At 64.6% G+C, this 22,520-nt stretch carries 21 protein-coding genes; 11 read left to right on the top strand and 10 right to left on the bottom strand.

Annotated features, from left to right (window positions below; translation table 11 throughout):
* Window positions 1–24 precede the first annotated feature (24 nt).
* The 5 genes from addA (at window position 25) to NE584_RS09470 (ending at window position 6,458) form a co-directional block, all read left to right on the top strand.
* Window positions 25–3,594 (top strand): helicase-exonuclease AddAB subunit AddA, encoded by a 3,570-nt coding sequence (gene addA / locus NE584_RS09490; protein WP_108980766.1) that lies wholly within the window; start codon window positions 25–27, stop codon window positions 3,592–3,594.
* A gap of 133 nt (window positions 3,595–3,727) precedes the next feature.
* A complete protein-coding gene (gene rpmE, locus NE584_RS09485; protein WP_050623772.1) occupies window positions 3,728–3,931 on the top strand; it encodes a 50S ribosomal protein L31 in 204 nt (67 codons plus the stop codon).
* A gap of 134 nt (window positions 3,932–4,065) precedes the next feature.
* Window positions 4,066–4,563, top strand: coding sequence for a flavin reductase family protein (locus NE584_RS09480; RefSeq protein WP_108980767.1), 498 nt, complete (start codon window positions 4,066–4,068; stop codon window positions 4,561–4,563).
* Window positions 4,564–4,622: 59 nt separating this feature from the next.
* Window positions 4,623–5,909 carry a GTPase HflX gene (hflX, locus tag NE584_RS09475; RefSeq protein WP_108980768.1) on the top strand — a complete coding sequence of 429 codons (1,287 nt, stop codon included), beginning with the start codon at window positions 4,623–4,625 and terminating at the stop codon, window positions 5,907–5,909.
* A 42-nt stretch (window positions 5,910–5,951) separates the two neighbouring features.
* Window positions 5,952–6,458 carry a GNAT family N-acetyltransferase gene (locus tag NE584_RS09470; protein ID WP_256182684.1) on the top strand — a complete coding sequence of 169 codons (507 nt, stop codon included), beginning with the start codon at window positions 5,952–5,954 and terminating at the stop codon, window positions 6,456–6,458.
* Here NE584_RS09470 and NE584_RS09465 read toward each other — a convergent pair.
* Complete coding sequence (locus tag NE584_RS09465; RefSeq protein WP_108980770.1) at window positions 6,419–6,670, bottom strand: hypothetical protein; 252 nt, start codon at window positions 6,668–6,670, stop codon at window positions 6,419–6,421. The two genes, NE584_RS09470 and NE584_RS09465, sit on opposite strands and share 40 nt — an antisense overlap.
* A 142-nt stretch (window positions 6,671–6,812) precedes the next feature.
* Here NE584_RS09465 and NE584_RS09460 point away from each other — a divergent pair, with 142 nt between their 5' ends.
* The 6 genes from NE584_RS09460 (at window position 6,813) to recQ (ending at window position 14,509) form a co-directional block, all read left to right on the top strand.
* Window positions 6,813–6,989 carry a helix-turn-helix transcriptional regulator gene (locus NE584_RS09460; protein ID WP_256182686.1) on the top strand — a complete coding sequence of 59 codons (177 nt, stop codon included), beginning with the start codon at window positions 6,813–6,815 and terminating at the stop codon, window positions 6,987–6,989.
* Between the two features lie 438 nt (window positions 6,990–7,427).
* A complete protein-coding gene (locus NE584_RS09455) occupies window positions 7,428–8,081 on the top strand; it encodes a YigZ family protein (RefSeq protein ID WP_108980772.1) in 654 nt (217 codons plus the stop codon).
* Window positions 8,082–8,202: 121 nt separating this feature from the next.
* Entirely contained in the window at window positions 8,203–9,207 is a 1,005-nt protein-coding gene (locus tag NE584_RS09450; protein ID WP_050623779.1) for a deoxyguanosinetriphosphate triphosphohydrolase, read from the top strand.
* 66 nt (window positions 9,208–9,273) lie between these two features.
* Window positions 9,274–11,037, top strand: a complete 1,764-nt coding sequence (gene dnaG, locus NE584_RS09445) for a DNA primase (protein ID WP_050623780.1) — start codon at window positions 9,274–9,276, stop codon at window positions 11,035–11,037.
* A 68-nt stretch (window positions 11,038–11,105) separates the two neighbouring features.
* A complete protein-coding gene (gene rpoD, locus NE584_RS09440) occupies window positions 11,106–12,341 on the top strand; it encodes an RNA polymerase sigma factor RpoD (RefSeq protein ID WP_242850390.1) in 1,236 nt (411 codons plus the stop codon).
* A 335-nt stretch (window positions 12,342–12,676) separates the two neighbouring features.
* On the top strand, window positions 12,677–14,509 hold the full coding sequence (gene recQ, locus NE584_RS09435) for a DNA helicase RecQ (protein ID WP_108980773.1): 1,833 nt from the start codon (window positions 12,677–12,679) through the stop codon (window positions 14,507–14,509).
* 50 nt (window positions 14,510–14,559) lie between these two features.
* Here the strand turns inward: recQ and NE584_RS09430 are convergent, their stop codons facing one another.
* From NE584_RS09430 to pstA, 9 genes are all read right to left on the bottom strand, one after another.
* Window positions 14,560–14,736, bottom strand: coding sequence for a FeoB-associated Cys-rich membrane protein (locus NE584_RS09430; RefSeq protein WP_242850298.1), 177 nt, complete (start codon window positions 14,734–14,736; stop codon window positions 14,560–14,562).
* A 26-nt stretch (window positions 14,737–14,762) separates the two neighbouring features.
* Complete coding sequence (gene feoB, locus NE584_RS09425; RefSeq protein WP_108980774.1) at window positions 14,763–16,973, bottom strand: ferrous iron transport protein B; 2,211 nt, start codon at window positions 16,971–16,973, stop codon at window positions 14,763–14,765.
* 61 nt (window positions 16,974–17,034) lie between these two features.
* Window positions 17,035–17,256 (bottom strand): FeoA family protein, encoded by a 222-nt coding sequence (locus NE584_RS09420; RefSeq protein ID WP_050623783.1) that lies wholly within the window; start codon window positions 17,254–17,256, stop codon window positions 17,035–17,037.
* Window positions 17,257–17,270: 14 nt separating this feature from the next.
* The gene (locus tag NE584_RS09415; RefSeq protein WP_050623784.1) at window positions 17,271–17,483 is read right to left on the bottom strand and encodes a FeoA family protein; all 213 of its coding nucleotides are present in this window, start codon (window positions 17,481–17,483) and stop codon (window positions 17,271–17,273) included.
* Window positions 17,484–17,738: 255 nt separating this feature from the next.
* Window positions 17,739–19,403, bottom strand: a complete 1,665-nt coding sequence (locus tag NE584_RS09410; protein ID WP_108980775.1) for an ATP-binding protein — start codon at window positions 19,401–19,403, stop codon at window positions 17,739–17,741.
* Complete coding sequence (locus NE584_RS09405; RefSeq protein WP_050623785.1) at window positions 19,400–20,098, bottom strand: response regulator transcription factor; 699 nt, start codon at window positions 20,096–20,098, stop codon at window positions 19,400–19,402. The genes NE584_RS09410 and NE584_RS09405 overlap by 4 nt, the downstream gene beginning before the upstream one ends.
* A gap of 43 nt (window positions 20,099–20,141) precedes the next feature.
* Window positions 20,142–20,786, bottom strand: a complete 645-nt coding sequence (phoU, locus tag NE584_RS09400; protein ID WP_050623786.1) for a phosphate signaling complex protein PhoU — start codon at window positions 20,784–20,786, stop codon at window positions 20,142–20,144.
* The gene (gene pstB, locus NE584_RS09395; RefSeq protein WP_050623787.1) at window positions 20,786–21,547 is read right to left on the bottom strand and encodes a phosphate ABC transporter ATP-binding protein PstB; all 762 of its coding nucleotides are present in this window, start codon (window positions 21,545–21,547) and stop codon (window positions 20,786–20,788) included. Before pstB ends, phoU begins: the two co-directional genes overlap by 1 nt.
* Before the next feature lie 11 nt (window positions 21,548–21,558).
* Entirely contained in the window at window positions 21,559–22,518 is a 960-nt protein-coding gene (gene pstA / locus NE584_RS09390) for a phosphate ABC transporter permease PstA (RefSeq protein WP_082203537.1), read from the bottom strand.
* Window positions 22,519–22,520: the final 2 nt, after the last annotated feature.

Raw genomic sequence — 22,520 nt, 5'->3', positions numbered from 1 at the left:
GGACAGAGAGAGGAGGACGCGCAGATGGCCTTTGCCTTGACAGAGGAACAGAGCAGAGCAGTCCATGACCGGGGGGGCGGACTGCTGGTGTCGGCTGCGGCCGGCTCGGGCAAGACCCGGGTGCTGGTGGAGCGGTTGCTGGACCAGGTGACCGGGGAGGGAGCGGATATCGACGACTTCCTGGTCATTACATATACCCGGGCGGCTGCGGCAGAGCTGCGGGCCCGGATTGCTCAGGAGCTGTCCGACCGGCTGGCGGAGCGGCCCAACGACCGGCACCTGCGGCGGCAGACCACGTTGGTCTACAAGGCCCAGATCTCCACGGTGCACGCCTTCTGTGCCGCTCTGCTGCGGGAGAGCGGCCACCAGATCGGGTTGGACCCGGACTTTCGGCTGTGCGACGAGGGGGAGGGCGCGGTCCTGATGGCCCGGGTGCTGGGGGAGACCCTGGACCGCCAGTACGAGGATCTGGACCCGGAGGGGGACTTTGCCGCCCTGGTGGACACCATGGCCGCCGGGCGGGACGACAGCCGCCTGGAGCAGATCGTGCTGGACGTGTTCGGCCGCATCCAGAGCCACCCGGACCCGGCGGGCTGGCTGGCAGACCAGAGCCGCCTGTGGGAGCTGGATGGGGTCACCGACGCGGGGGACACCCCCTGGGGGGCGCTGCTGCTGGCCGACGCCAGGCGGCAGGGGGAGCGCTGCCTGGAGCTGCTGCTCCGGGCGCTGGAGCTCACCGGCCGGGACAGCGTGCTCAGCCAGAATTACGGCCCCAGTCTCTCCCAGTCCATCCAGGGGGTGCGGGCCCTGCTGGCGGCGGACAGCTGGGACGGCGTGTACCGGGCCCTGCCAGTGGAGTTCCCAGCGGCGGGGCGGAAAAAGGGCGTGGAGGACCTGGAGGCGGCGGAGCGGGTGAAGGGACTGCGCACCCGCTGCAAGAAGCAGATGGACAAGCTCTTTGAGGACCTGGGCGGGGACAGCGGGCAGCTGCTGGCCGACCTGGCCCTGGCCCGGCCCGCGGTGCAGGGCCTGATGGAGCTGACGGCCCGCTTTCAGGAGGACTACGCCCGGGAGAAGGCGCGCCGGGGCGTACTGGACTTTTCCGACCTGGAACATCTGGCCCTGCGGCTGCTCACCCAGGACGGGGACGGAGGGCCCGGCCCGCTGGCCCGGTACTGGAGCGGCCGGTTCGCCGAGGTGATGGTGGACGAGTATCAGGACACCAACCAGGTGCAGAACGCCATCTTCACTGCCGTGTCCGATGGGGGGCGGAAGCTGTTTATGGTGGGAGACGTGAAGCAGTCCATCTACCGCTTCCGGCTGGCCGACCCCACCATCTTCCTGGACAAGTACCGCCGTTTCAAACCTTGGGACCAGGCGGCGGAGGGGGAGGAGCGGACAGTGGTGCTCACCCGCAACTTCCGTTCCCGGCCGGAGGTCCTGGAGGGGACCAACGACCTCTTCCGAAATATTATGTCAACTGAATTCGGGGAGCTGGACTACACCCAGGACCAGGCGCTGGCGCCGGGAGCCGCCTTCCCGCCGGAGGGAGACTGGCAGGTGGAGCTGGACCTGGAGGACCTGTCCTTCCTGGGGGACCAGGAGGAAGGGGAACGGGCGGACAAAAATCTGCTGGAGGCCCGCTGGGCGGCCCGCCGTATCCGGGAGCTGCTGGACGGGGAGCTGATGCTGACGGAGGGGAGCGGGCAGCGGCGGGCGGAGCCCTCTGACGTGCTCCTTCTCCTGCGCTCCCCGGGGGCGGTGCTCCACCACTATATCCGGGCCCTCAACGAGGCGGGGCTGCCCTGGTCCGCCGAGGGCGGGGAGGACTTCTTTGCCTCCACCGAGATCAATGTGGCCCTGTCCCTTCTCCAGATCGTGGACAATCCCCGCCAGGATGTGGCGCTGATCGCGGCCCTGCGCTCCCCGGTGTACGGCTTTTCAGGAGATCAGCTGGCTCTGCTCCGGGCGGAGGGGGAGGGGGACTTCTATTCCGCTGTGGTCCAGGCCGCCGGCCGGGGGGACCAGGCGTGCCGGGATTTCCTGACGGAGCTGGAGGAGCTGCGCTTCGGGGCAGGGGACCGCACCTGCCGCCAGCTGATCTGGCACATCTATGAACGGACCAACCTGCTGGGCCTGTTCGGGGCCATGGACGGGGGGCAGGAGCGGCAGGGCCGCCTGCTCACCCTCTATGCCCTGGCGGGGCGTCTGGAGGAGGCGGGGTGCCGGTCTCTCTTCCAGTTCCTGCTGCGCCTGGAGCGGATGCGCCAGACCGGGGGACTGTCCCTGTCCGCCCCAGGCCGGGAGGGGGGCGGTGTGACCATCATGTCCATCCACCGCTCCAAGGGGTTGGAGAAACCGGTGGTGCTGCTGTGCGGCCTGTCCCGGCGGCTGAACCGGGACGACCTCCAGCGGCCTGTCCTCTTCCATCCGGTGCTGGGGGTGGGCCCCCGGGGCCTGGACCGGGAGCGGATGGTGGAGTACCCCACCCTGGCCCGCAAGGCGGTGGCCCGGAAGCTGGAGCGGGAGATGATGGCGGAGGAGCTGCGTCTGCTCTATGTGGCCATGACCCGGGCCAAAGAGAAGCTGATCCTCTCCATCCCGCTGCGGCGGGGAGCGGAGGAGCTGGAAAAGCTGGGGGAGGACCTGTCTGTTCCACCCTCCCCCATGGCGTTGGAGCGCCAGCAGAGCGTGGGCGGCTGGGTGCTGCTTCACGCCCTGGCCCGGCCCGAGGCGTCCGCCCTGCGGAGCATGGCGGGGCTGCCGGAGGTGTCCCCGGGGACTCTGGGGCCCGCCTGGGATATTCGATGGGTAGATGGGGCGGCACTGGCCGAGATTCCGGAGCAGAGGGGCCGCTTCGCGGATCTGCCCGGAGAGTCGGAGACGGAACCGGAGGGGCTGAGAGAGGCGCTGGCCTGGCACTATCCGTTCTCCCTTTCCTCCCAGACTCCCTCCAAGCTCACCGCCACCCAGCTCAAGGGGCGGAGCCTGGACCAGGAGACCCGGGAGGAGGCCGCCCCGGCGGCCCTTCCGCCCCAGCCGCTCTCCATCCTGCGGCCCCAGTTCGTGGCGGAGGAGCGGGGACTCACCCCGGCCCAGCGGGGCACAGCCCTGCACCTGGCCATGCAGTATCTCCCCCTGGACACGGACACCCCGGAGCGGGCAGCGGCGGAGCTGGAGCGCCTGGTGTCCGGCGGCTTCCTCACCCCCCAGCAGGGGGCGGCGGCCGATCCGGGACAGCTCTCCGCGTTCTTTAACTCGCCCCTGGGCAGGGAGATGGCGTCGGCCCCCGTGTGCCGCCGGGAATTCAAATTTTCCGTGCTGCTGCCGGCGGAGGAGTTCTGCCCCGGCCTGGAGCCGGGGGAGGAGGTGCTGCTCCAGGGCGTAGTGGACGCCTGGTTCGAGACTCTGGAGGGCATCACGGTGGTGGACTTCAAGAGCGACCGGGTCTCCCGGTCCGGGGTGGCGGCCCGGGGAGAGGAGTACCGCCCTCAGCTGGAGGCGTACAGCCGGGCCCTGGAGGAGATCACCGGAAAACAGGTGGTCCGAAAGGCGCTCTGGTTCTTCGAACCGGGGGAGCTGATCCTTCTGTGAAAGGGCGACAAAAGGGCCGAGAAAAAAGTCAGGATAATTTTTTGAAAAAATAGTTGCTTTTGCGGGAGATCCATGCTATTATATCAGTTGCGTTTACAGATGATCCCTCCATGGAGAAAGAGGTGAAGATACAATGAAAGCAGGCATCCATCCCGATTATCAGCAGACCACCATCCGGTGCGCTTGCGGCAATGTGATCGAGACTGGCTCCACCAAGAAGGATATCCGCGTGGAAGTGTGTTCCAAGTGTCACCCCTTCTACACCGGTAAGCAGAAGATGGTGGACACCGGTGGTCGTGTCAGCCGCTTCAACAAGAAGTTCGGCCTGGACAAGTGAGATTGCGCCTCAAAAGCCGCACCGTGGATCGGTGCGGCTTTTTGTCGTATTTTGCTGTCGGCCCGGAGTATCCTCGCCCCAGGGAGGGGCATAAACTAACAGATGAGATCAAAAATGAGTTAGGAGGCTGTATCATGAAGAAGATCGACGTGAAGAGCTTGCAGGACAACGTATTTTCCCTCATCGGGGACCGGTGGATGCTCATCACCGCCGGCACGGCGGAGCGGTGCAACACCATGACCGCCAGCTGGGGCGGACTGGGCGTGCTGTGGGGCGCCCCGGCGGCCACCATTTACCTGCGGCCCCAGCGGTACACCAAGGAGTTCGTGGACCGGGAGGAGTATTTCACCCTGGCCTTTTTCGGGGAGGAGCAGCGCAAGGCCCTCACCCTGTGCGGCAGCAAGAGCGGCCGGGAGGTGGACAAGGTGAAGGAGTGCGGCTTCACCGTGGCCCAGGCCGAGTGCGGGGCCCCCTATTTTGAGGAGGCGGAGCTGGTGCTGGTCTGCCGCAAGCGCTATGCCCAGGAGATGGACCCCCAGGCCATCCCCCAGGATGCCAAGGACAGATTTTATCCTGAGAAGGACTACCATACCATGTATATCGGAGAGGTCGTGGAGGCGCTGAGGAAATAAGGGCCTCAGCGCCCAGACCGCCTCCTGACAGACGGGGAAAATCCCATTTTGGAGGATCTATGACAGAAAACAACACGGAAAAGAAAAACAGGGCGGTGCTGGTGGGCCTGTCCTCCCGCGCCCTGGCCCCGGAGGAGAACGCCGACGAGGCCTCCATGGAGGAGCTCTCTGCCCTGCTGGAGACAGCGGGGGGAGAGTGCGTGGGCGTGGTGACCCAGTCCAAAGACAGCCCGGACCCCCGCACCTTCATCGGGGAGGGCAAGGTGGCTGAGGTGAAGGAACTGGCCCATGCCATGGACGCGGACATGGTGATCTTTGACAACGGCCTGTCTCCCTCCCAGCAGAGGGTCTTGTCAGAGGACCTGGGGGTGTCGGTGCTGGACCGCTCCGCCCTGATCCTGGACATCTTCGCCCAGCGGGCCCGCACCCGGGAGGGCCGGCTCCAGGTGGAGCTGGCCCAGTATAAGTATCTGCTCCCCCGCCTGATGGGCATGTGGACCCATCTGGAGCGGCAGGAGGGCGCCATCGGCACCCGCGGCCCCGGCGAGACCCAGCTGGAGAGCGACCGGCGGCACATCCGCCGCAAGATCTCCAAGCTGGAGGAGGAGCTGAAGGATGTGCGCCGGGTGCGGGCCACCCAGCGGGAGCGGCGCATCAAGAACGAGGTGCCGGTGGTGGCCATTGTGGGCTATACCAATGCGGGCAAATCCACCCTGCTCAACCGGCTCACCGGGGCGGCCATCCCGGCCAATGACCGGCTGTTCGACACCCTGGACACCACCACCCGCACCCTGGAGATCTCCGACACCTGCACGGTGCTCATCTCCGACACGGTGGGCTTTATCCGCAAGCTGCCCCACCATCTGGTGGAGGCCTTCAAGGCCACCTTGGAGGAGCTGGAGTACGCCGACCTGCTGCTCCATGTGATCGATGCCTCCAACCCGGAGTGGCGGGACCAGACGGCGGTGGTGGAGGACCTGATCCGGGAGCTGGGGGCCGAACAGACCCCCCGCCTGGATGTTTTCAACAAATGCGACCGGTATCTGGGGGACATCCGGCCCCACGGGGAGGACATCGTCTCCATCTCCGCCAGGACCGGCGAGGGGGTGCCCGAACTGCTGGCCGCCATCGGCAGGCGGCTGGACAACGGCGCCCGCCGGGTGATCATCCATCTGCCCTACGACCAGGGCGGGCTGCTGGACAAGCTCTACCAGCAGGCCAAGGTGGAGTCGGTGGAGTACGGCGAGACCATCGATGTGGCGGCGGTCTGCACCCCCAAGGTGATCGGTCAGCTGGGCCCGCTGGTGGAGGGCTGGAGGCCCCATCGGGAGCCCTGGGAAGACTGAAAGCCCCATCTCAGAAAAGAAAGGGAAAGGACCATGGACGTGATGCTCAGACCCTGGCGCCCGGAGGACGCCCCCTCTATCGCCCGGCATGCCGATGACCCCCAGGTGGCCGCCAACCTGCGGGATGTGTTCCCCTGCCCCTACCAACTGTCAGACGCGGAGGAGTTCATCCGCCTGTGCAGGGCGGCGGAGCCGGAGCAGGCCATATTCCGGGCCATCGTGGTGGATGGACAGGCCGTGGGCAGCGTGGCCCTCACCCGGGGCACGGATGTCTGCCGCCGGTCGGCCGAGCTGGGCTACTGGCTGGGCCGGGCCCTCTGGGGCCGGGGCATCATGACCAAGGCGGTGGAGGAGATGTGCCGGACGGGCTTTGAGGCGTGGGACATCGTGCGCATCTACGCGGAGCCCTTCGCCCACAACGCCGGCTCCCGCCGAGTGCTGGAGAAGGCGGGCTTCGCTCTGGAGGGCGTCATGCGCAGCGGCATATGGAAAAACGGCCGGCTGCGGGACTACTGCATGTACGCCCTGCTGCGGCCGGAGACCCAGTAGGACTGCCACAGGCGGCGGAGGGCGCCGGCGTCCTGCTCCAGGCTGTCCCCCAGCCGCTGGAGGAGGTTTTCGGAGATTTCCCGGGAAACCTGCTCCGGGCGGCAGGAGAGGCCGTCCATATAGTCCAGCAGAAGGGAGAGCAGCAGCGTGTCCTCTGTGATGCGGGTGACCGTGTCGTTCAGATGGTCCAGCAGTTCGAGCTCGTTCATCATTTATGCACCTCACAATATATCGCTGAAAGCGATTATAATGGAGTTAAGGAGAAAAGTCAATCGCTTAAAGCTATATATTTTCATAGACATAGCTATGAGCTATAATAGCTTACGGTGATGGATTTTGAAGGACTATAAAGAAGTGATTCGAGAAAAGAGAATAGAGTTGGGATTGAGTCAATATAAGTTGGCGAAATCTGTGGGGATTGCGCAATCTTTTATGAATGAGATTGAAAGTGGGCGAAAGACCCCATCTCTGGATGTTTTCTTTCGGATCTGCAAGGAATTGCAGATCAAAGTCTTTCCCGACGAGCCCTAAGGGGCGCCGCGGCCCCGGTCCCTGCGCAGGGACGCACACTGTGCGCCCGCCGTCCGTGAGGATGCGGCCCGATGCGGGCATCGGGCCCTGCGGGGTGCGTGCTTCTCCCTGTCTTTGTGTAGGGGGTGGGGCTTGCCCCCGCCCGCCGGTCCCAGGTCTGCGATGTGCCGCAGGAGTGATTTCCAGACCTGCCCGGGCTATTGAATCGCTCTGGCGGAAGAACGCCCCCTCATCCGTCACGGCTTCGCCGTGCCACCTTCCCCCCCGGAGGAGGGGAAGGCTTTTCGGGCGGCTGGAGGCCGCCCCTACATGATATTTTCGGCCTTTGCGCAGGGGCGCGCAATGCGCGCCCGCCGGTTTCTCACCAGCCGCCCCTATTGTGCCAATCTAGGCGCGCCCCGCGAGTATTCCCCAAAACGTGCAAAGGCAGGTGACCCCATGATAGAGTATTACATCCCCACCCAGGCCGGTGAGGCGGAGCTGGTCGAGAAGCGCTCCCGCTTCATCGGCCATGTCTGGCGTGTGGAGAGCGAGGAGGAGGCCCGTGCCCGCATCGAGGAGATGAAAAAGCGGTACTACGACGCCCGGCACAACTGCTGGTGCTACCTGCTGCGGGAGGGGCCGGTGCGCTACTCGGACGACGGGGAGCCCCAGGGGACGGCGGGCCAGCCCATGCTCAACGTGTTCCAGCGGGAGGAGGTCACCAACGTCTGCTGTGTGGTCACCCGGTATTTTGGGGGCATCCTTCTGGGGGCGGGGGGGCTGGTCCGGGCTTATACTCAAAGCGCCAAGGACGCCCTGGACGCCGCCGGCATCTCGGTGGTGCGCCGCTGGGTGGAGACGCTGGTACCCTGTCCATACAGCCTTTTGGAGCGCCTGAAGTCGGAGACCGCCGCCTGGGGCGGCGTGATCCCGGAGACGGAGTACGGGGCTGATGTGACCCTCACTGTCTTGCTGCCGGAGGAGAAGGCGGAGGCATATCTGGCACACATCCTGGACATGACCGCCGGGACGGTGGAGGGCATCGCCACCGGGGAGCGGTTCCAGGACGTGCCTTGGCGGTCCGCCGGAGGGGCCGGCGGACCCGGATAAAAAAATTTTTGAAAAATTTTGATTTTTTAGAAGGAAAATGGGGAGCGGCCTCGTATAAGATAAAGTGTACGGAACTGTACGACCTCACATGCACCCCCGGCGGGGTGGGACAGGAGGGACCATGACGCTGAGAGAGCAGACTGAACAGAGGGAGCGGGAGACACTGTCCTCCCGCGCCTGCCTGGCGGAGCAGACCCGGGGCCGGGCGCGGCCGGAGGAGCCCTGCGGCGTGCGCACCTGCTTCCAGGTGGACACAGACCGCATCGTCTACTGCAAGTCCTTCCGGCGGCTGAAGCACAAGACCCAGGTGTTCCTCCAGCCGGAGGGGGACCACTACCGTACCCGGATGACCCACACCCTGGAGGTCAGCCGCATTGCCCGGACCATCGCCCGGGGGCTGGCGCTGAACGAGGACCTGACCGAGGCCATCGCCCTGGGCCACGATTTGGGCCACACCCCCTTCGGCCACGCGGGAGAGCGGCTGCTCAACTCCATCGTGCCCGGCGGCTTCGCCCACTTCCGGCAGTCCCTGCGGGTGGTGGAGCGGCTGGAGAAGGAGGGAGCCGGACTGAACCTGACCTGGGAAGTGCGCAACGGCATCGAGCGCCATACCGGCGGGGAGGACGCCGCCACCCTGGAGGGGCAGGTGGTCCGTCTGGCCGACAAGATCGCCTACATCAACCACGACATCGAGGATGCCCTGCGGGGCGGAGTGATCTACCCCATCGACATCCCGCTGGAGGTGTCCCAGGTGCTGGGCTTTACCCACGGGGAGCGGATCAACGCCCTGGTGGTGGACGCCATCTCCGCCAGCCGGGGGCAGGACCGCATCTGTCAGTCCCCCCAGGTGGGGGAGGCCATGGCGGTGCTGAAGGAGTTCATGTTCGCCAATGTCTACACCAACCCCATCGCAAAGGGGGAGGAGAGCAAGGCCCAGGACATGCTGAAGATGCTCTTCGGGTATTACCAGAAAAACCCCGATGAGCTGCCCGCCGACTTCCAGGCGATCCGCCTGGAGGAGGGGGTGGACCGGGCGGTGTGCGACTATATCGCAGGGATGACCGACCCCTTCGCGGTGAGCGAGTACACCCGGCTGTTCATCCCCATGGGATGGGGCGTGAAGTAGGCCTTTTTCCCCAAATAGGGATAAAGAGCCGGGATTCGGGCCATCAATAGCGGAAGGGGGAGAAAAATGCCCATACCGGAGCGGTTTTTGGACGAGCTGATCGCCCGGACTGACATCGTGGACCTGGTGGGCGAGTATGTGCGCCTGACCAAAAAGGGCCGCAACTACTGGGGACTGTGCCCCTTCCACTCAGAAAAGACCCCCTCCTTTTCCGTCTCCCCGGACAAGCAGATCTTCAAGTGCTTCGGCTGCGGGAAGGGCGGCGGGGCCATCAACTTCATCATGGAGCTGGACAGCCTGCCCTTCCGGGACGCGGTGGGAGTGCTGGCCAAGCGGGTGAACCTGGAGGTGCCGGACACCGGCGGCTTCAGCGCCGGCATGAAGGAGCGGCGGGAAAAGCTGCTGACCATCAACAAGGCGGCGGCCCGGGTGTTCCACAAGTGGCTGTACGCCCCGGAGGGGGCGGCGGGGCTGGCCTACCTTCAGAGGCGCGGGCTGAGCCGGGGGACCCTGACCCGGTTCGGACTGGGCTTCGCCCCCGACCGCTGGGACGGTCTGCTGACGGCCCTGGCGGAGCAGGGGTGGGACAAGGCCGACCTGCTGGACGCCGGGCTGGCGGTGAGCAACAAGGACGGCCGCATCTATGACCGCTTCCGAAACCGGGTCATGTTCCCTATCATCGACATCCGGGGGGACGTGATCGGCTTCGGCGGCCGGGTGATGGATGACTCCACCCCCAAGTACCTCAACTCGCCGGACACGCCGGTGTACAACAAGAGCCGCAATGTATTTGCCCTGAACATCGCCAAGAAGTCCAGGGCGGGGCGGGTGATCCTGACGGAGGGGTATATGGACACCATCTCCCTCCACCAGGCGGGCTTTGACAGCGCGGTGGCCTCCCTGGGCACCTCTCTGACCGCGGAGCACGCCCAGCTGCTGGCCCGCTACTTCAAGGACGCGGTCATCGCCTACGACGGCGACGGGGCGGGGGTGTCCGCCGCCCAGCGGGCCATCCCCCTGCTGGAGCGGGCGGGGCTGAATGTGAAGGTCCTCCGGGTGAAGGGGGCAAAGGACCCGGACGAGTTCATCAAGAAATACGGGCCCGAGGCCTTCGCCCGTCTGCTGGACAAGAGCGAGAACCACATCGACTACCGGCTGGAGCAGCTGCGGGGCCGGTATGACCTGAGCGACGACAGCCAGCGGGTGGAGTTTCTGCGGGAGGCCACCGGGGTGATCGCCTCCCTGCACAGCGCGGTGGAGCGGGAGATCTATGGGGGCCATGCGGCCCAGATGGCGGGCATCTCCGCCGAGGCCATGGCCCAGGAGGTCAAAAAGGAGCTCCGCCGCCGCATCCAGAAGGAAAAAAAGCAGCAGGAGCGGCGGGACCTGTCCCCCGCCATCCAGCTCCAGCCCAAGGCCAGGGGGATGCGCTACGACAACATCCGCTCCGCCCGGGCGGAGGAGGGGGTGCTGCGCCTGATCCTGCTGGACAGCTCCCTGCTGGAGGAGACGGAGGGCCTGACGGGTTCGGAGTTCTCCTCTCCGCTGCTGGGGCGGATCTTTGACCTGCTGCGCAGCCGTGCGGCAGAGGGACTGAGCACCCAGCTGCCCGCCCTGGCCGGAGCGCTGGAGCCGGAGGAGATGGCCCACCTGGCCTGGGTGGCCGAGCAGCCGGAAAATCTGGCCAACAGCCGCAGAGCCCTGGCCGACTACATCGCCCTCATCCGGGAGGAGGGGCTGCGCCGCAGCGGGACAGATGAGGAAGCTCTGCTGAGGGCGGCGCAAAAGAGATATCAGGAAACAAAAGCATATATGGAGGAGAAGCCATGAGCACCAAGAAGACAGAGACTTCCGCCGCTGTGGAAGAGAAGAAGAGCAAGACCGACATCGAGACCCGCATGGAAGCGGGCAAGGTGGAGGTCATGAAGGTGGTGGGAGGCATCCCAGGTGCGGAAAAGCTGGCCGAACTGATCGAGCGGGGCAAGAAGAAGGGCAATCTGTCGGCCGCCGAGCTGATGGACGTGCTGGAGGACATGGATCTGGAGTCCGAGCAGATGGACAAGATCTATGATACTCTGGAGAACCTGGGCATCGACACAGTGGGGGAGGACTACATCCCCGAGCTGCCCGACGACGTGGAGCCCACCATTGAGGCCATCGAGGAGCTGCCTGAGGAAGAGATCGTGGACCCCAACACCATGGTGGACGCCTTCGGCACCGACGACCCGGTGCGGATGTATCTGAAGGAGATCGGCAAGGTCAACCTGCTCACCTCCGATGAGGAGATCGACCTGGCCCAGGCCATGGGGGCGGGCGCCGAGGCAAAGGAGCAGATGGAGGAGCTGGAGAGCTCCGGAGAGGAGATCCCCGCCGAGGTCCGCACCGAGCTGGAGAAAGCCATCAAAAAGGGCGAGCGGGCCAAGCAGCGGCTGGCAGAGGCCAACCTGCGCCTGGTGGTCTCCATTGCCAAGCGGTATGTGGGCCGGGGGATGCAGTTCCTGGACCTGATCCAGGAGGGCAACCTGGGCCTGATCAAGGCGGTGGAGAAGTTCGACTACACCAAGGGGTACAAGTTCTCCACTTACGCCACATGGTGGATCCGTCAGGCCATCACCCGGGCGATCGCTGACCAGGCCCGCACCATCCGCATCCCGGTGCACATGGTGGAGACCATCAACAAGGTGATCCGGGTCTCACGCCAGCTGCTCCAGGAGCTGGGCCACGACCCCACGCCGGAGGAGATCGCCGACGAGATGAACATGCCGGTGGACCGGGTGCGGGAGATCCTGAAGATCGCCCAGGAGCCCGTCTCTCTGGAGACCCCCATCGGGGAGGAGGAGGACAGCCACCTGGGGGACTTCATCCCCGACGAGGATGCCAGCGAGCCCGCCGAGGCCGCCTCCTTCACCCTGCTGAAGGAGCAGCTGGTGGATGTGCTCTCCACCCTGACCCCCCGGGAGGAGAAGGTGCTCAAGCTGCGCTTCGGCATCGAGGACGGACGGACCCGTACCTTGGAAGAGGTGGGAAAGGAGTTCAACGTCACCCGGGAGCGCATCCGCCAGATCGAGGCCAAGGCCCTCAGAAAGCTGCGTCATCCTTCTCGTTCCAAGAAACTAAAAGACTTTTTGAACTGATCCGGGGATCGTTTTGCTGAGTGTTCCGGGGCGCAGCTTTCCGGGGCCCCCGGGCGGGCCCAGCGCAGCGGGCCGCACGGGGAGAGCCGGAGCGACGGAATGAGTGAGCTCCCGCCTCCGGCGGGGGCGAGGGATATGCAGTCCGCGACGGCGACGCGTCATCCTTCTCGTTCCAAGAAACGAAAAGACTTTTTGAACTGACAGGCAGGCAGAGCACCGGAGGGCCGGGGCGCAGGTTTCAGGTGCCCCACCTGCAAAAAGGACCCCAGCGGAACACACATCCCCCGGAGCGCGGCTCCGGGGGTGTGCTTTGCGGGAAAGAGCGGAGAACGACTATGACAAAGCAGGATGTTTTGAAGCAGTATTTCGGCTATGACACCTTCCGGGGCGGTCAGGAGGAGATCATCGACGCACTGCTGGCCGGGCGGGATGTGCTGGCCGTCATGCCCACGGGAGCGGGGAAATCGGTGTGCTATCAGGTGCCTGCCCTGCTGCTGCCCGGCATCACCCTGGTGGTCTCCCCGCTGGTCTCCCTCATGAGGGACCAGGTGACCCAGCTGGTGCAGATGGGAGTGCCCGCCGCCTACCTCAACAGCTCTCTCACCTACCGGCAGTATCTGCTGGCCCTGGACCGGGCCAGGGAGGGCCGGTACAAGATCATCTATGTGGCTCCGGAGCGGCTGGATACCGAGGGGTTCCAGTCCTTTGTCCGCTCGGCCCAGATTTCCATGGTGGCAGTGGACGAGGCCCACTGTATCTCCCAGTGGGGGCAGGACTTCCGCCCCGCCTATCTGAACATCCCTGACTTTGTGGACCGGCTGCCCCAGAGGCCGGTGGTGGGGGCCTTCACCGCCACCGCCACCTCGGAGGTCCGGGAGGATATCCAGCGGCTGCTGGAGCTGGAGGCCCCCCTGTCCATCACCACCGGGTTTGACCGGGACAACCTGTATCTGGAGGTGTGCCACCCCTCCGTAAAGCGGGTGGAGCTGCTGGCCCGGGTGCGGGAGCGGCCGGGGGAGTGCGGCATCGTCTACTGCTCCACCCGGAAGAACGTGGAGGAGGTCTGCCAGTTCCTCCAGAGCTCCGGCATCTCCGCAACCCGCTACCACGCTGGGCTGGAGCCGGAGGAGCGGCAGCAGAATCAGGAGGACTTCCTCTTCGACCGGGTCCAGGTGATGGTGGCTACCAACGCTTTCGGGATGGGGATCGACAAGTCGGACGTGCGCTTCGTCATCCACTACAACATGCCAAAGGACCTGGAGAGCTACTACCAGGAGGCGGGCCGGGCGGGCCGGGACGGGGCGGAGGCCCGATGTATCCTGCTGTACAGCGGGCAGGACGTGCGCACAGCCCAGTTCCTCATCAGCCAGAGCGAGCCCAGCGAGCAGCTGGACCCGGAGACGGCGCGGCAGCTCCAGGAGCGGGACTTGGGTCGTCTGAAGCAGATGACGTTCTACTGCCGCACCCGGCGGTGCCTGCGTCAGTATATCCTGAACTATTTCGGCCAGTCGGCCCCGGACTACTGCGGCGCCTGCTACAACTGCCTCCACAATTTCCAGGAGATCGATGTGGGGGAGGACGCCCGGGCCATCCTCCGCTGTGTGGCGGAGACCGGCCAGCGGTTCGGCGCCGGACTGATCGCCGCAGTGCTGTGCGGCGGGGAGAACGAGAAGATCCGCCGTTACCGGCTGGAGCGGGAGAGGACCTATGGAGCCCTGGCCGCCCTGAGTCAGCGGGAGGTCCAGGACCGCATCCGCTTCCTGGTGGACGAGCACATCCTGGAGCTCACTGACGGCCAGTACCCGGTCCTCCGGTGCGGGGAGCGGGCGGAGGACGTGGCGTACAGCGACGGACCGCTGATGATGAAGGCCGTTCGGGAGGAGCGGCCGGCGGCCGACCGCCGGCGGGCGGAGGACAGCCCCCTGACAGAGCGGCAGCAGGCCCTCTTCCAGCGGCTACGGGAGGAGCGCGCCCACCTGGCCCGCCTCCGGGGCGTGCCGGCTTTTGTGATTTTCTCCGACAAGACCCTGCGGGAGATGGCGGCTGCCCAGCCACGGGATCTGCGTCAGCTCCAGAACGTGGGCGGCGTGGGCAGCTTCAAGGCGGAGCAGTACGGAGCTCAGTTCCTGGAGATCATCTCGGATTTTCAGGAGACAGCGGCAATATAAGAGCCTGCCCCAGACAGATGGTGTCCGGGGCAGGCTCTTATATACATATTTTACTTCGGAGCGTGGGGGCCGCAGCGAGTGTGGTGTCCGCCGCACCCGCCGCAGGTGCCGCAGTCCCCATTGCAGTGGCCGCCCGACTTGTGGGACTGCCACAGGGAGCGGACCGCGAGGGCGACCACGCCCGCAAGGATCAGGGAGACGATGATGGTAGGCAGCAGCTGGGACATATCTGACCCTCCTTGTCGATCACAGATTATTTCTTGCCGGCAGGGATGTCGGTCAGGTGACGGACCTCCTCGCTGGGCTGGTAGCCCCTGCGCACCAGCAGGAAGATGATGCCGGCCAGCAGGGCGATGGCGATGACGGTGAAGACGCTGAAGGCGGCCTCGCCGGTGAACAGACCGCCGATCTGATAGACGATCATGGCAGTCACATAGGCGAACAGGCACATGTAGCCGATGGCGCCCAGAGTCCACTTGGTGTTGTGCATCTCCCGCTTGATGGCGCCCATGGCAGCGAAGCAGGGGGCGCACAGCAGGTTGAAGATCATGAAGGAGTAGGCGGAGATGGCGCCGAAGTCAGCCCCCACCATAGCCCAGATGGGGCTGGAGTCCTCCATCAGATCGATGTCGCCGGCGTAGTGGTACAGCACACCGAAGGTGTTGACCACCTCCTCCTTGGCGATGAGGCCGGTGAAGGTAGCCACTGCGGCCTTCCAGGCCATGGAACCGGTCCAGCCCAGGGGGTAGAAGATCCAGGCGATGGCATTGCCGATGACGGCCAGCAGGGAGTCGTTGTTGTCCTCCACGGCCTGGAACACGCCGTCCACAAAACCGTAGCCCTGGAGGAACCACAGGATGATGGAGGAGATCAGGATGACGGTGCCGGCCCGCTTGATGAAGGACCAGCCACGCTCCCAGGTGGCCCGCAGCACGTTGCCGGCGGAGGGGGCGTGGTAGGCGGGCAGCTCCATGACAAAGGGGGCGGGCTCGCCGGCAAAGGCCTTGAATTTCTTCAGCATGATGCCGGAGACGATGACCGCCGCCACGCCAATGAAGTAGGCGGAGGTAGCCACCCAGGCGGAGTTGCCAAAGACAGCGCCGGCGAACAGGCCGATGATGGGCATCTTGGCGCCGCAGGGGATGAAGCCGGTGGTCATGATGGTGATTTTGCGGTCACGGTCCTGCTCGATGGTGCGGGAGGCCATGATCCCGGGCACGCCGCAGCCGGTAGCCACCAGCATGGGGATGAAGCTCTTGCCGGACAGGCCGAAGCGGCGGAAGATCCGGTCCATGATGAAGGCGATGCGGGCCATGTAGCCCACATCCTCCAGGACAGCCAGCAGGACGAACAGGACCAGCATCTGGGGCACGAAGCCCAGCACGGCGCCCACGCCGGCCACGATGCCGTCCTGGATCAGGCCGTACAGCCAGTCGGCCACCACAGGCTCGCCACTGGCGTTGAGCAGGAAGCTGTCAAAGAAGCCGGGCACCCACTCACCGAAGATGGTGTCGTTGGTGAAGTCAGTGGCGGCGGTGCCGATGGAGATGGCCCAGCCGCCCATGGCGATGGCATAGATCAGAAACATCACTGCCACGAAGATGGGCAGGGCCAGGACACGGTTGGTCACGATCCGGTCGATCTTGTCGGAGGTGGTCAGGCTGTGCTTGGGGGCCTTCTTTTTTACTGCCCTGCTGACCACAGAGTTGATGTACGCATAGCGCTGGTTGGTGATGATGCTCTCAGCGTCGTCCTCCAGCTCGTTCTCACAGTCGGCGATGTGGGCCTCCAGGTGGGCCTCCAGGTCTTTGGTCAGGGTCAGGGACTCCAGCACCTTCTCGTCCCGCTCGAACACCTTGATGGCATACCAGCGGAGATACTGGTCGTCCACCATGCCCTGAATGGACTCCTCAATGTGGGCGATGGCGTGCTCTACGCTGCCAGTGAACACGTGGGGGAGCTCCCCGGCCTTGTGGGCCTGGGCCGCGGCTACGGCCCGCTCGGCGGCGGCCATGCCGCCCTCGCCCTTCAGGGCGCTCATCTCCACCACCTGGCAGCCCAGGGCCTGGCCCAGCTTCTGGAGGTCGATCTTGTCGCCGTTCTTCCGCACCAGATCTATCATGTTGACCGCCACTACCACGGGCAGGCCCAGCTCGATGAGCTGGGTGGTCAGGTACAGGTTGCGCTCGATGTTGGTGCCGTCCACGATGTTGAGGATGGCGTCCGGCTTCTCATTGACCAGGTAGTTGCGGGCCACCACCTCCTCCAGCGTATAGGGGGACAGGGAGTAGATGCCAGGCAGGTCCTGGATGATGACCTCCTTGTGGCCCTTCAGCTTGCCCTCCTTCTTTTCCACCGTGACGCCGGGCCAGTTGCCCACGTACTGGTTGGAGCCGGTCAGGGCATTGAACAGGGTGGTCTTACCGCAGTTCGGGTTGCCCGCCAGCGCGATCTTGATATTCATGGTATTTCTCCCTTCAGAAAGTTAGAAGTGACTAACTAACAGTGAAAAACGAAAGCGGAGCTCAGAGGATCTCGATCATCTCCGCGTCTGCCTTGCGGACGGACAGCTCATAGCCCCGCACATTCAACTCCATAGGGTCCCCCAGCGGGGCGACCTTTCGGATGTGGATCTCCACTCCCTTGGTGATCCCCATATCCATAATGCGGCGCTTCACGGCTCCCTCGCCGTGGAGCTTAGCCACGGTGACGGTGTCTCCCACCTTGGCGTCTTTCAGCGTTTTCATCCTTTCTCTCCTCCTCAGATCATAATACGGTTGGCCATGGTCCTGTCCACAGCGACCCGGCTGTCCTTTACCTGAAGGATCAGGTTGCCGGCCATCTCGCTGATGACGGTCACCGACTCGTCCACCACAAAGCCGAGCTCTGCCAGATGCTGGCGCACCTCGTCCCTGCCGGTGATCTTTCGGATGACCACGGTCTCGCCGGGTCTGGCCATTGTCAGGGGCATCATGAGACTCCCTCCCAGATCAGGTTGACTTTTGCTGCTAGAATTGCTTGAAAAGCTGGTTAGCTTAACCTAACCCTCGGAACAGATAGAGTTTACTTCTGCTAACCAGATTTGTCAAGCCCTTTTCTGAAAAAATTGGGCCGTGCTCCGCACTTTTCCAGCCGCGACAAAAGCAGCCGGTGAACAGAGCAGGATCCCGTCTATTTTTCCCAGAGAGAAGAAAGCATGGCCCGCCGCACCAGCGGCGGGCCATTTGCCTTATTTCACGTTTTGGCCGGGGAAGGTGAGGTGGATGGTGGTCCCGCGGTCCGGCTGGCTCTCCAGGGAGAGGTCGGCCCCGTGGAAGGCCGCCCCGTGCTTGACAATGGACAGTCCCAGACCGGTGCCTCCGATGGCTTTGGAGTGGCTCTTGTCCACCCGATAGAACCGCTCAAAGACCCGGCTCTGGTCCTCAGGAGGGATACCGATGCCCGTGTCGGACACAGAGAGCTCCGCGCCCCGGTCGGAGCGGGAGACGGAGATAGTGACCCGGCCCCCAGGACGATTGTACTTGATGGCGTTGTCGCACAGGTTGCTGATCATCTCGTCCAAAAGCTGGCGCACGCCAGAGATCCGCACCGGTCCGCCCGTCACCTCCAGGGTGACCTGCCCCTTGACAGCGGCGGGGGTCAGGCGGCCGGCCACCTCCTGGGCCAGGTGGTACAGGTCCACCTCCTCCGTCTGGAGGGAGCTGCCCCCTTCATCCAGCTGGGACAGGCGGAGGATGTCCTCCACCAGGCGGATCATGCGCTGGGCCTCGCCGTAGATGTCGTCTGCGAAGCCGGGGATGTCCTGCGGCTTGACCAGCCCGCCCTTGATGATCTCCGCAATGCCGGAGATGGAGGTGAGGGGGGTCTTGAGCTCATGAGATACATTGGCGGTGAACTCCCGGCGCAGCTCCTCCCGCTGTTCCCGCTCGGTGACATCCAGGATGACCAGCACGGCGCCGGCCACCTGGCCGTCTTGAATCACGGGGTTGGCCAGCAGCTGGCAGCAGCGGCCTCCCAGGTCCACCAGCTGCTCGTCCCGCCTGCCGGTGAGGGCGGCATCCACCGCTTGGCGGAAGCGCTCGGTGCGGTTCAGAGTGAGGTAGCTGGCCCGTTCCTCAGGGGCGGCGGCGTGGAGCAGGCGCAGGGCACCGGAGTTGTGGGAGAGGATGCGCCCCTGCCGGTCCAGCAGGAGGAAGCCCTCGCTCATGTTCTCGGTGATGGCGGTGAACTCGTTCTGCTTCTGGCGCAGCTGGGCCATCTGCTGGGCGATGGTCTGGTTCTGCTGCTTGATGCGGGAAAGCAGGGGGGTGAGCTCTTCGTAGGTGTCGGAGTCCTCTGGGTGCTCCAGGTCGATGGCAAGGACGGGCTTGATGATGTGCTTGGAAAGGCGGGAGGCCAGCACCGCCGACAGGGCCACGGCCAGCACCAGGATGATGAGGATGGGCTGGACCATGGACAGGAGCAGGGAAGGGAGGCTGCGCTGCTCACTGGACACCCGTAGCACCGTCCCGTCAGCCAGCCGCTGGGCAAAGTACAGGGTCCGCTGAGAGAGGGTCGTGGAGTAGCGGGAGGCGGTGCCTGTCTCGCTCTCCAGAGCGGCTCGCACCTCCTCCCGGTCGGCGTGGTTCTCCATCTGGGCGGGGTCGGCCTGGTTGTCAAAGAGGACAGTGCCGCCGGCGTCGATCCAGGTGATACGGTTGGCGGAGGAGAGGCCGTCCAGATAATCCATGCTGCCCATCTCCACCCCACGGGCAGCCAGGGCGGCCTCCGACTCCAGCTGGATCAGCAGCTGGCTGCCAAAATACTGGTACAGCACGCCCATGAACAGAGCGATAGAGAGAAAGAACACCGCAACGCCCACCAGAAAGGAGTTGCGGAAGATTTTAGATGTCATGGCTGTTCCTCACTTTTGGACGGATCAGATTCCGCCTTGTAGCCAACGCCCCGCACGGTCTCGATGCAGCGGCCCGCCTCCCCCAGCTTTTGACGCAGGGTGCGGACGTGGACATCCACTGTGCGGCTGGCGCCGTCGAACTCATAGCCCCAGATGGTGTTGAGCAGCTGGTCCCGGGTGAATACGGTCCCCGCATGCTCCACCAAAAGGGAGAGCAGCTGGAATTCCTTCAGGGTGAGGGTGACTTCCCGCCCGTGGGCCAGCACCTGATGGCGGGCCGGATCGATGCGCAGTGGGCCCAAAGTAAGGGCGTGGACCGGCTCCGCCTCCCCGCCGCTGTGGCGCAGGGCGGTGCGGATGCGGGCCATCAGCTCCATCATGCCGAAGGGCTTGGCGATGTAGTCGTCCGCCCCGCCGTCCAGGCCCACCACCTTGTCGTACTCGGTCCCCTTAGCGGTGATCAGGATGACGGGGAGCCTAGCGGTGGAGGCGCCGGCGCGGATGCGCTTGAGGATGTGCAGGCCGTCCTCCTCCGGGAGCATCAGGTCCAGCAGGACCAGGGAGGGGAGCTGCCGCTCCATGGCGGCCCAGAACTGGGAGGGCAGTTCAAAGCCCTCCGCCTCCATGCCCTGGCTGTTCAGGGTATAAATGACCAGCTTGCGGATGCTGGGGTCGTCTTCCAGAAAATAAATCATGGGTAGGACCTCCTACGGCTGTGAAAATTGGGGCGCCCGCCGTTCAGGGCAGGTCAGCATGGTGCCCGGTGAGGGAGTACTCCACCCACTCGGCGATGTTGACGGCGTGATCTCCGATGCGCTCCAGATATTTGGCGATCATCAGCAGGTCGATGCACACCTCTCCGCTGTCCCCCATGCCGATGCGGCGGATCAGCTCCTCACGGACCTGGAGAAACAGATCGTCCACCACGTCGTCGGAGGAGATCACTGCCTCCGCCAGACCCAGGTCCTTGCGGACAAAGGAGTCCACGCTGTCGGTAACCATCTTGATGGTGGCCCGGGCCATGTCCCCGATAGGGACCAGGTCCTTGATGCTGTTGTCGGCGATATCCCGGGTGATCTCAGCGATGTCTGCGGCTTGGTCGCCGATGCGCTCCATGTCAGAGATCATCTTCAGGGCGGAGGAGATGGTGCGCAGATCCCGGGCCACCGGCTGCTGCTGGAGCAGCAGCTTCATACACAGGCTTTCGATGTCCCGCTCCTTTTGGTTGATGTCCCGCTCCGCGGCCAGCACGGTCTCCCGCAGGCCGGAATCGCCGTCCAGCAGGGCCTTGGCCGCGCCGGAGATGACCTCCTCGCACAGGGCACCCATGGTGATAAGTTCTACGTTGAGCCGCTCCAGCTGTGCTTCAAATTTGACTCGCATTATCCAAACCTCCCGGTGATGTAGTCCTCGGTGCGCTTGTCCTGGGGCATGGAAAAGAGCTGCTCCGTGTCCCCGTACTCCACCAGGTCGCCCAGCAGGAAGAAAGCGGTCTGGTCGGAGACGCGGGCGGCCTGCTGCATGTTGTGAGTCACCATGACGATAGTGTACTCGCTTTTCAGCTCCATGGCAAGGTCTTCTATTTTGGATGTAGAGATGGGGTCCAGGGCGGAGGTGGCCTCGTCCATCAGCAGGACCTCCGGTTGGACGGCCAGGGCCCGGGCGATGCACAGGCGCTGCTGCTGGCCGCCAGACAGGCCCAGGGCGGGCTTTTTCAGCCGGTCTTTCACCTCGTCCCAGATGGCGGCCTGACGCAGGGACTTCTCCACCAGCTCGTCCAAGGCCAGCTTGGAGCGCACTCCATGGGTGCGGGGGCCGTAGGCCACGTTGTCGTAGATAGACATGGGAAAGGGGTTGGGCTTCTGGAACACCATGCCGATGCGCCGGCGCAGGTCGGTGACGTCCACGCCGGGGGCGTAGATCTCCTGCCCGTGGAAGGTGAGGGAACCGGTGATCTTCACGCTGGGGATCAGGTCGTTCATCCGGTCGATGGTCCGCAGAAAGGTGGACTTGCCGCAGCCGGAGGGCCCGATGAGGGCGGTGATCTTGTTGGCTTTGATGTCGATGGAGATGTCCTTCAGTGCGTGGTTCTCACCGTAATACAGGTTCAGCCCGCAGGCCGAGAGAATGACAGATTGATCCATAGTTGTCCTCCTTAGCGCTTTTTCAGGCGCTTGCCCACCAGCTTGGCGGACAGATTGATGGCGAGGGTGATGGCCAGCAGGACCAGGGCCACAGAGAAGGCCAGGTCGAACTCGGCCCGCTCCTTGGCGTAGACGTACAGGGCCACAGTGAGGGTGGCACCGGAGCTGTCAGTCAGGCCGCTGAACAGAAGGGAAAGGTCACCGGTGGACAGAAAATGCGACAGAGCTTGGTCGTTGAAGCTGCCGAAAAAGTTCTGGAGGGTGGTGCCCATGCCGGCGGTGAACATGAGCACCGCAGACTCGCCCACCACACGGCCGATGGACAGGATGCAGCCGGTGACGATGCCGTCCACGGAGGAGGGGAGCACCACGGTGCGGATCATGTGCCACTTGCCGGCCCCCAGGCCCAGGGAGCCCTCCCGGTAGCTCTGGGGCACCGTCTTCAGGGACTCCTGGGTGGTGCGGATGATGGTGGGCAGGGTCATGATGACCAGGGTGAGGGCGCCGGCCAGCAGGGTCTTGCCCAGGTCCATGACCTGACAGAAGATCAGCATACCCACCAGGGCGTACAGGATAGAGGGGATGCCGGCCAGAGTCTCGGTGGCGAACTCGATGGCAGAGACCAGCTTGTGGTTGGAGGCGTACTCGGTGAGGTAGATGGCGGCCCCCACCCCCAGGGGCAGGATGAAGATCAGGGTGACCACGATGACATAGAGGGTGTTCTGGATGGCAGGCATGATGCCGTCGGTCCCCCGCAGGACACTCTCCTGGCTGGTGAGGAAGGTCCAGTTCAGATTGGGCAGGCCCCGGTAGAGGATGTAGCCGATGAGAAAGAGGAGCAGCAGGCAGGTGATGCCCGCGGAGAGATACAGCAGCCCGCGCATCCCCACCTCATAGGTGCGGCGGCGGGGGGAGAGGCCCTTGGACTGGTAGCTCTGGGCCTCTTCCGAGGAGATCATGGCGTTGGTCATAG

This window comes from Clostridium sp. DFI.5.61, from assembly GCF_024462915.1.
Classification (GTDB): Bacteria; Bacillota; Clostridia; order Oscillospirales; family Oscillospiraceae; genus Lawsonibacter; species Lawsonibacter asaccharolyticus.
This window is presented reverse-complemented; position numbering and strand designations above follow the sequence as displayed.

Coding starts and splice junctions, on each gene's coding strand:
- NE584_RS09470 (WP_256182684.1), top strand. CDS start 5,952: ATGCTCAGACCCTGGCGCCCGGAGGACGCCCCCTCTATCGCCCGGCAT.
- NE584_RS09410 (WP_108980775.1), bottom strand. CDS start 19,403: ATGACATCTAAAATCTTCCGCAACTCCTTTCTGGTGGGCGTTGCGGTG.
- dnaG (WP_050623780.1), top strand. CDS start 9,274: ATGCCCATACCGGAGCGGTTTTTGGACGAGCTGATCGCCCGGACTGAC.
- NE584_RS09405 (WP_050623785.1), bottom strand. CDS start 20,098: ATGATTTATTTTCTGGAAGACGACCCCAGCATCCGCAAGCTGGTCATT.
- NE584_RS09480 (WP_108980767.1), top strand. CDS start 4,066: ATGAAGAAGATCGACGTGAAGAGCTTGCAGGACAACGTATTTTCCCTC.
- phoU (WP_050623786.1), bottom strand. CDS start 20,786: ATGCGAGTCAAATTTGAAGCACAGCTGGAGCGGCTCAACGTAGAACTT.
- rpmE (WP_050623772.1), top strand. CDS start 3,728: ATGAAAGCAGGCATCCATCCCGATTATCAGCAGACCACCATCCGGTGC.
- hflX (WP_108980768.1), top strand. CDS start 4,623: ATGACAGAAAACAACACGGAAAAGAAAAACAGGGCGGTGCTGGTGGGC.
- NE584_RS09455 (WP_108980772.1), top strand. CDS start 7,428: ATGATAGAGTATTACATCCCCACCCAGGCCGGTGAGGCGGAGCTGGTC.
- NE584_RS09420 (WP_050623783.1), bottom strand. CDS start 17,256: ATGAAAACGCTGAAAGACGCCAAGGTGGGAGACACCGTCACCGTGGCT.
- NE584_RS09430 (WP_242850298.1), bottom strand. CDS start 14,736: ATGTCCCAGCTGCTGCCTACCATCATCGTCTCCCTGATCCTTGCGGGC.
- rpoD (WP_242850390.1), top strand. CDS start 11,106: ATGGAAGCGGGCAAGGTGGAGGTCATGAAGGTGGTGGGAGGCATCCCA.
- pstB (WP_050623787.1), bottom strand. CDS start 21,547: ATGGATCAATCTGTCATTCTCTCGGCCTGCGGGCTGAACCTGTATTAC.
- NE584_RS09465 (WP_108980770.1), bottom strand. CDS start 6,670: ATGATGAACGAGCTCGAACTGCTGGACCATCTGAACGACACGGTCACC.
- recQ (WP_108980773.1), top strand. CDS start 12,677: ATGACAAAGCAGGATGTTTTGAAGCAGTATTTCGGCTATGACACCTTC.
- NE584_RS09415 (WP_050623784.1), bottom strand. CDS start 17,483: ATGATGCCCCTGACAATGGCCAGACCCGGCGAGACCGTGGTCATCCGA.
- addA (WP_108980766.1), top strand. CDS start 25: ATGGCCTTTGCCTTGACAGAGGAACAGAGCAGAGCAGTCCATGACCGG.
- NE584_RS09450 (WP_050623779.1), top strand. CDS start 8,203: ATGACGCTGAGAGAGCAGACTGAACAGAGGGAGCGGGAGACACTGTCC.
- feoB (WP_108980774.1), bottom strand. CDS start 16,973: ATGAATATCAAGATCGCGCTGGCGGGCAACCCGAACTGCGGTAAGACC.
- pstA (WP_082203537.1), bottom strand. CDS start 22,518: ATGACCAACGCCATGATCTCCTCGGAAGAGGCCCAGAGCTACCAGTCC.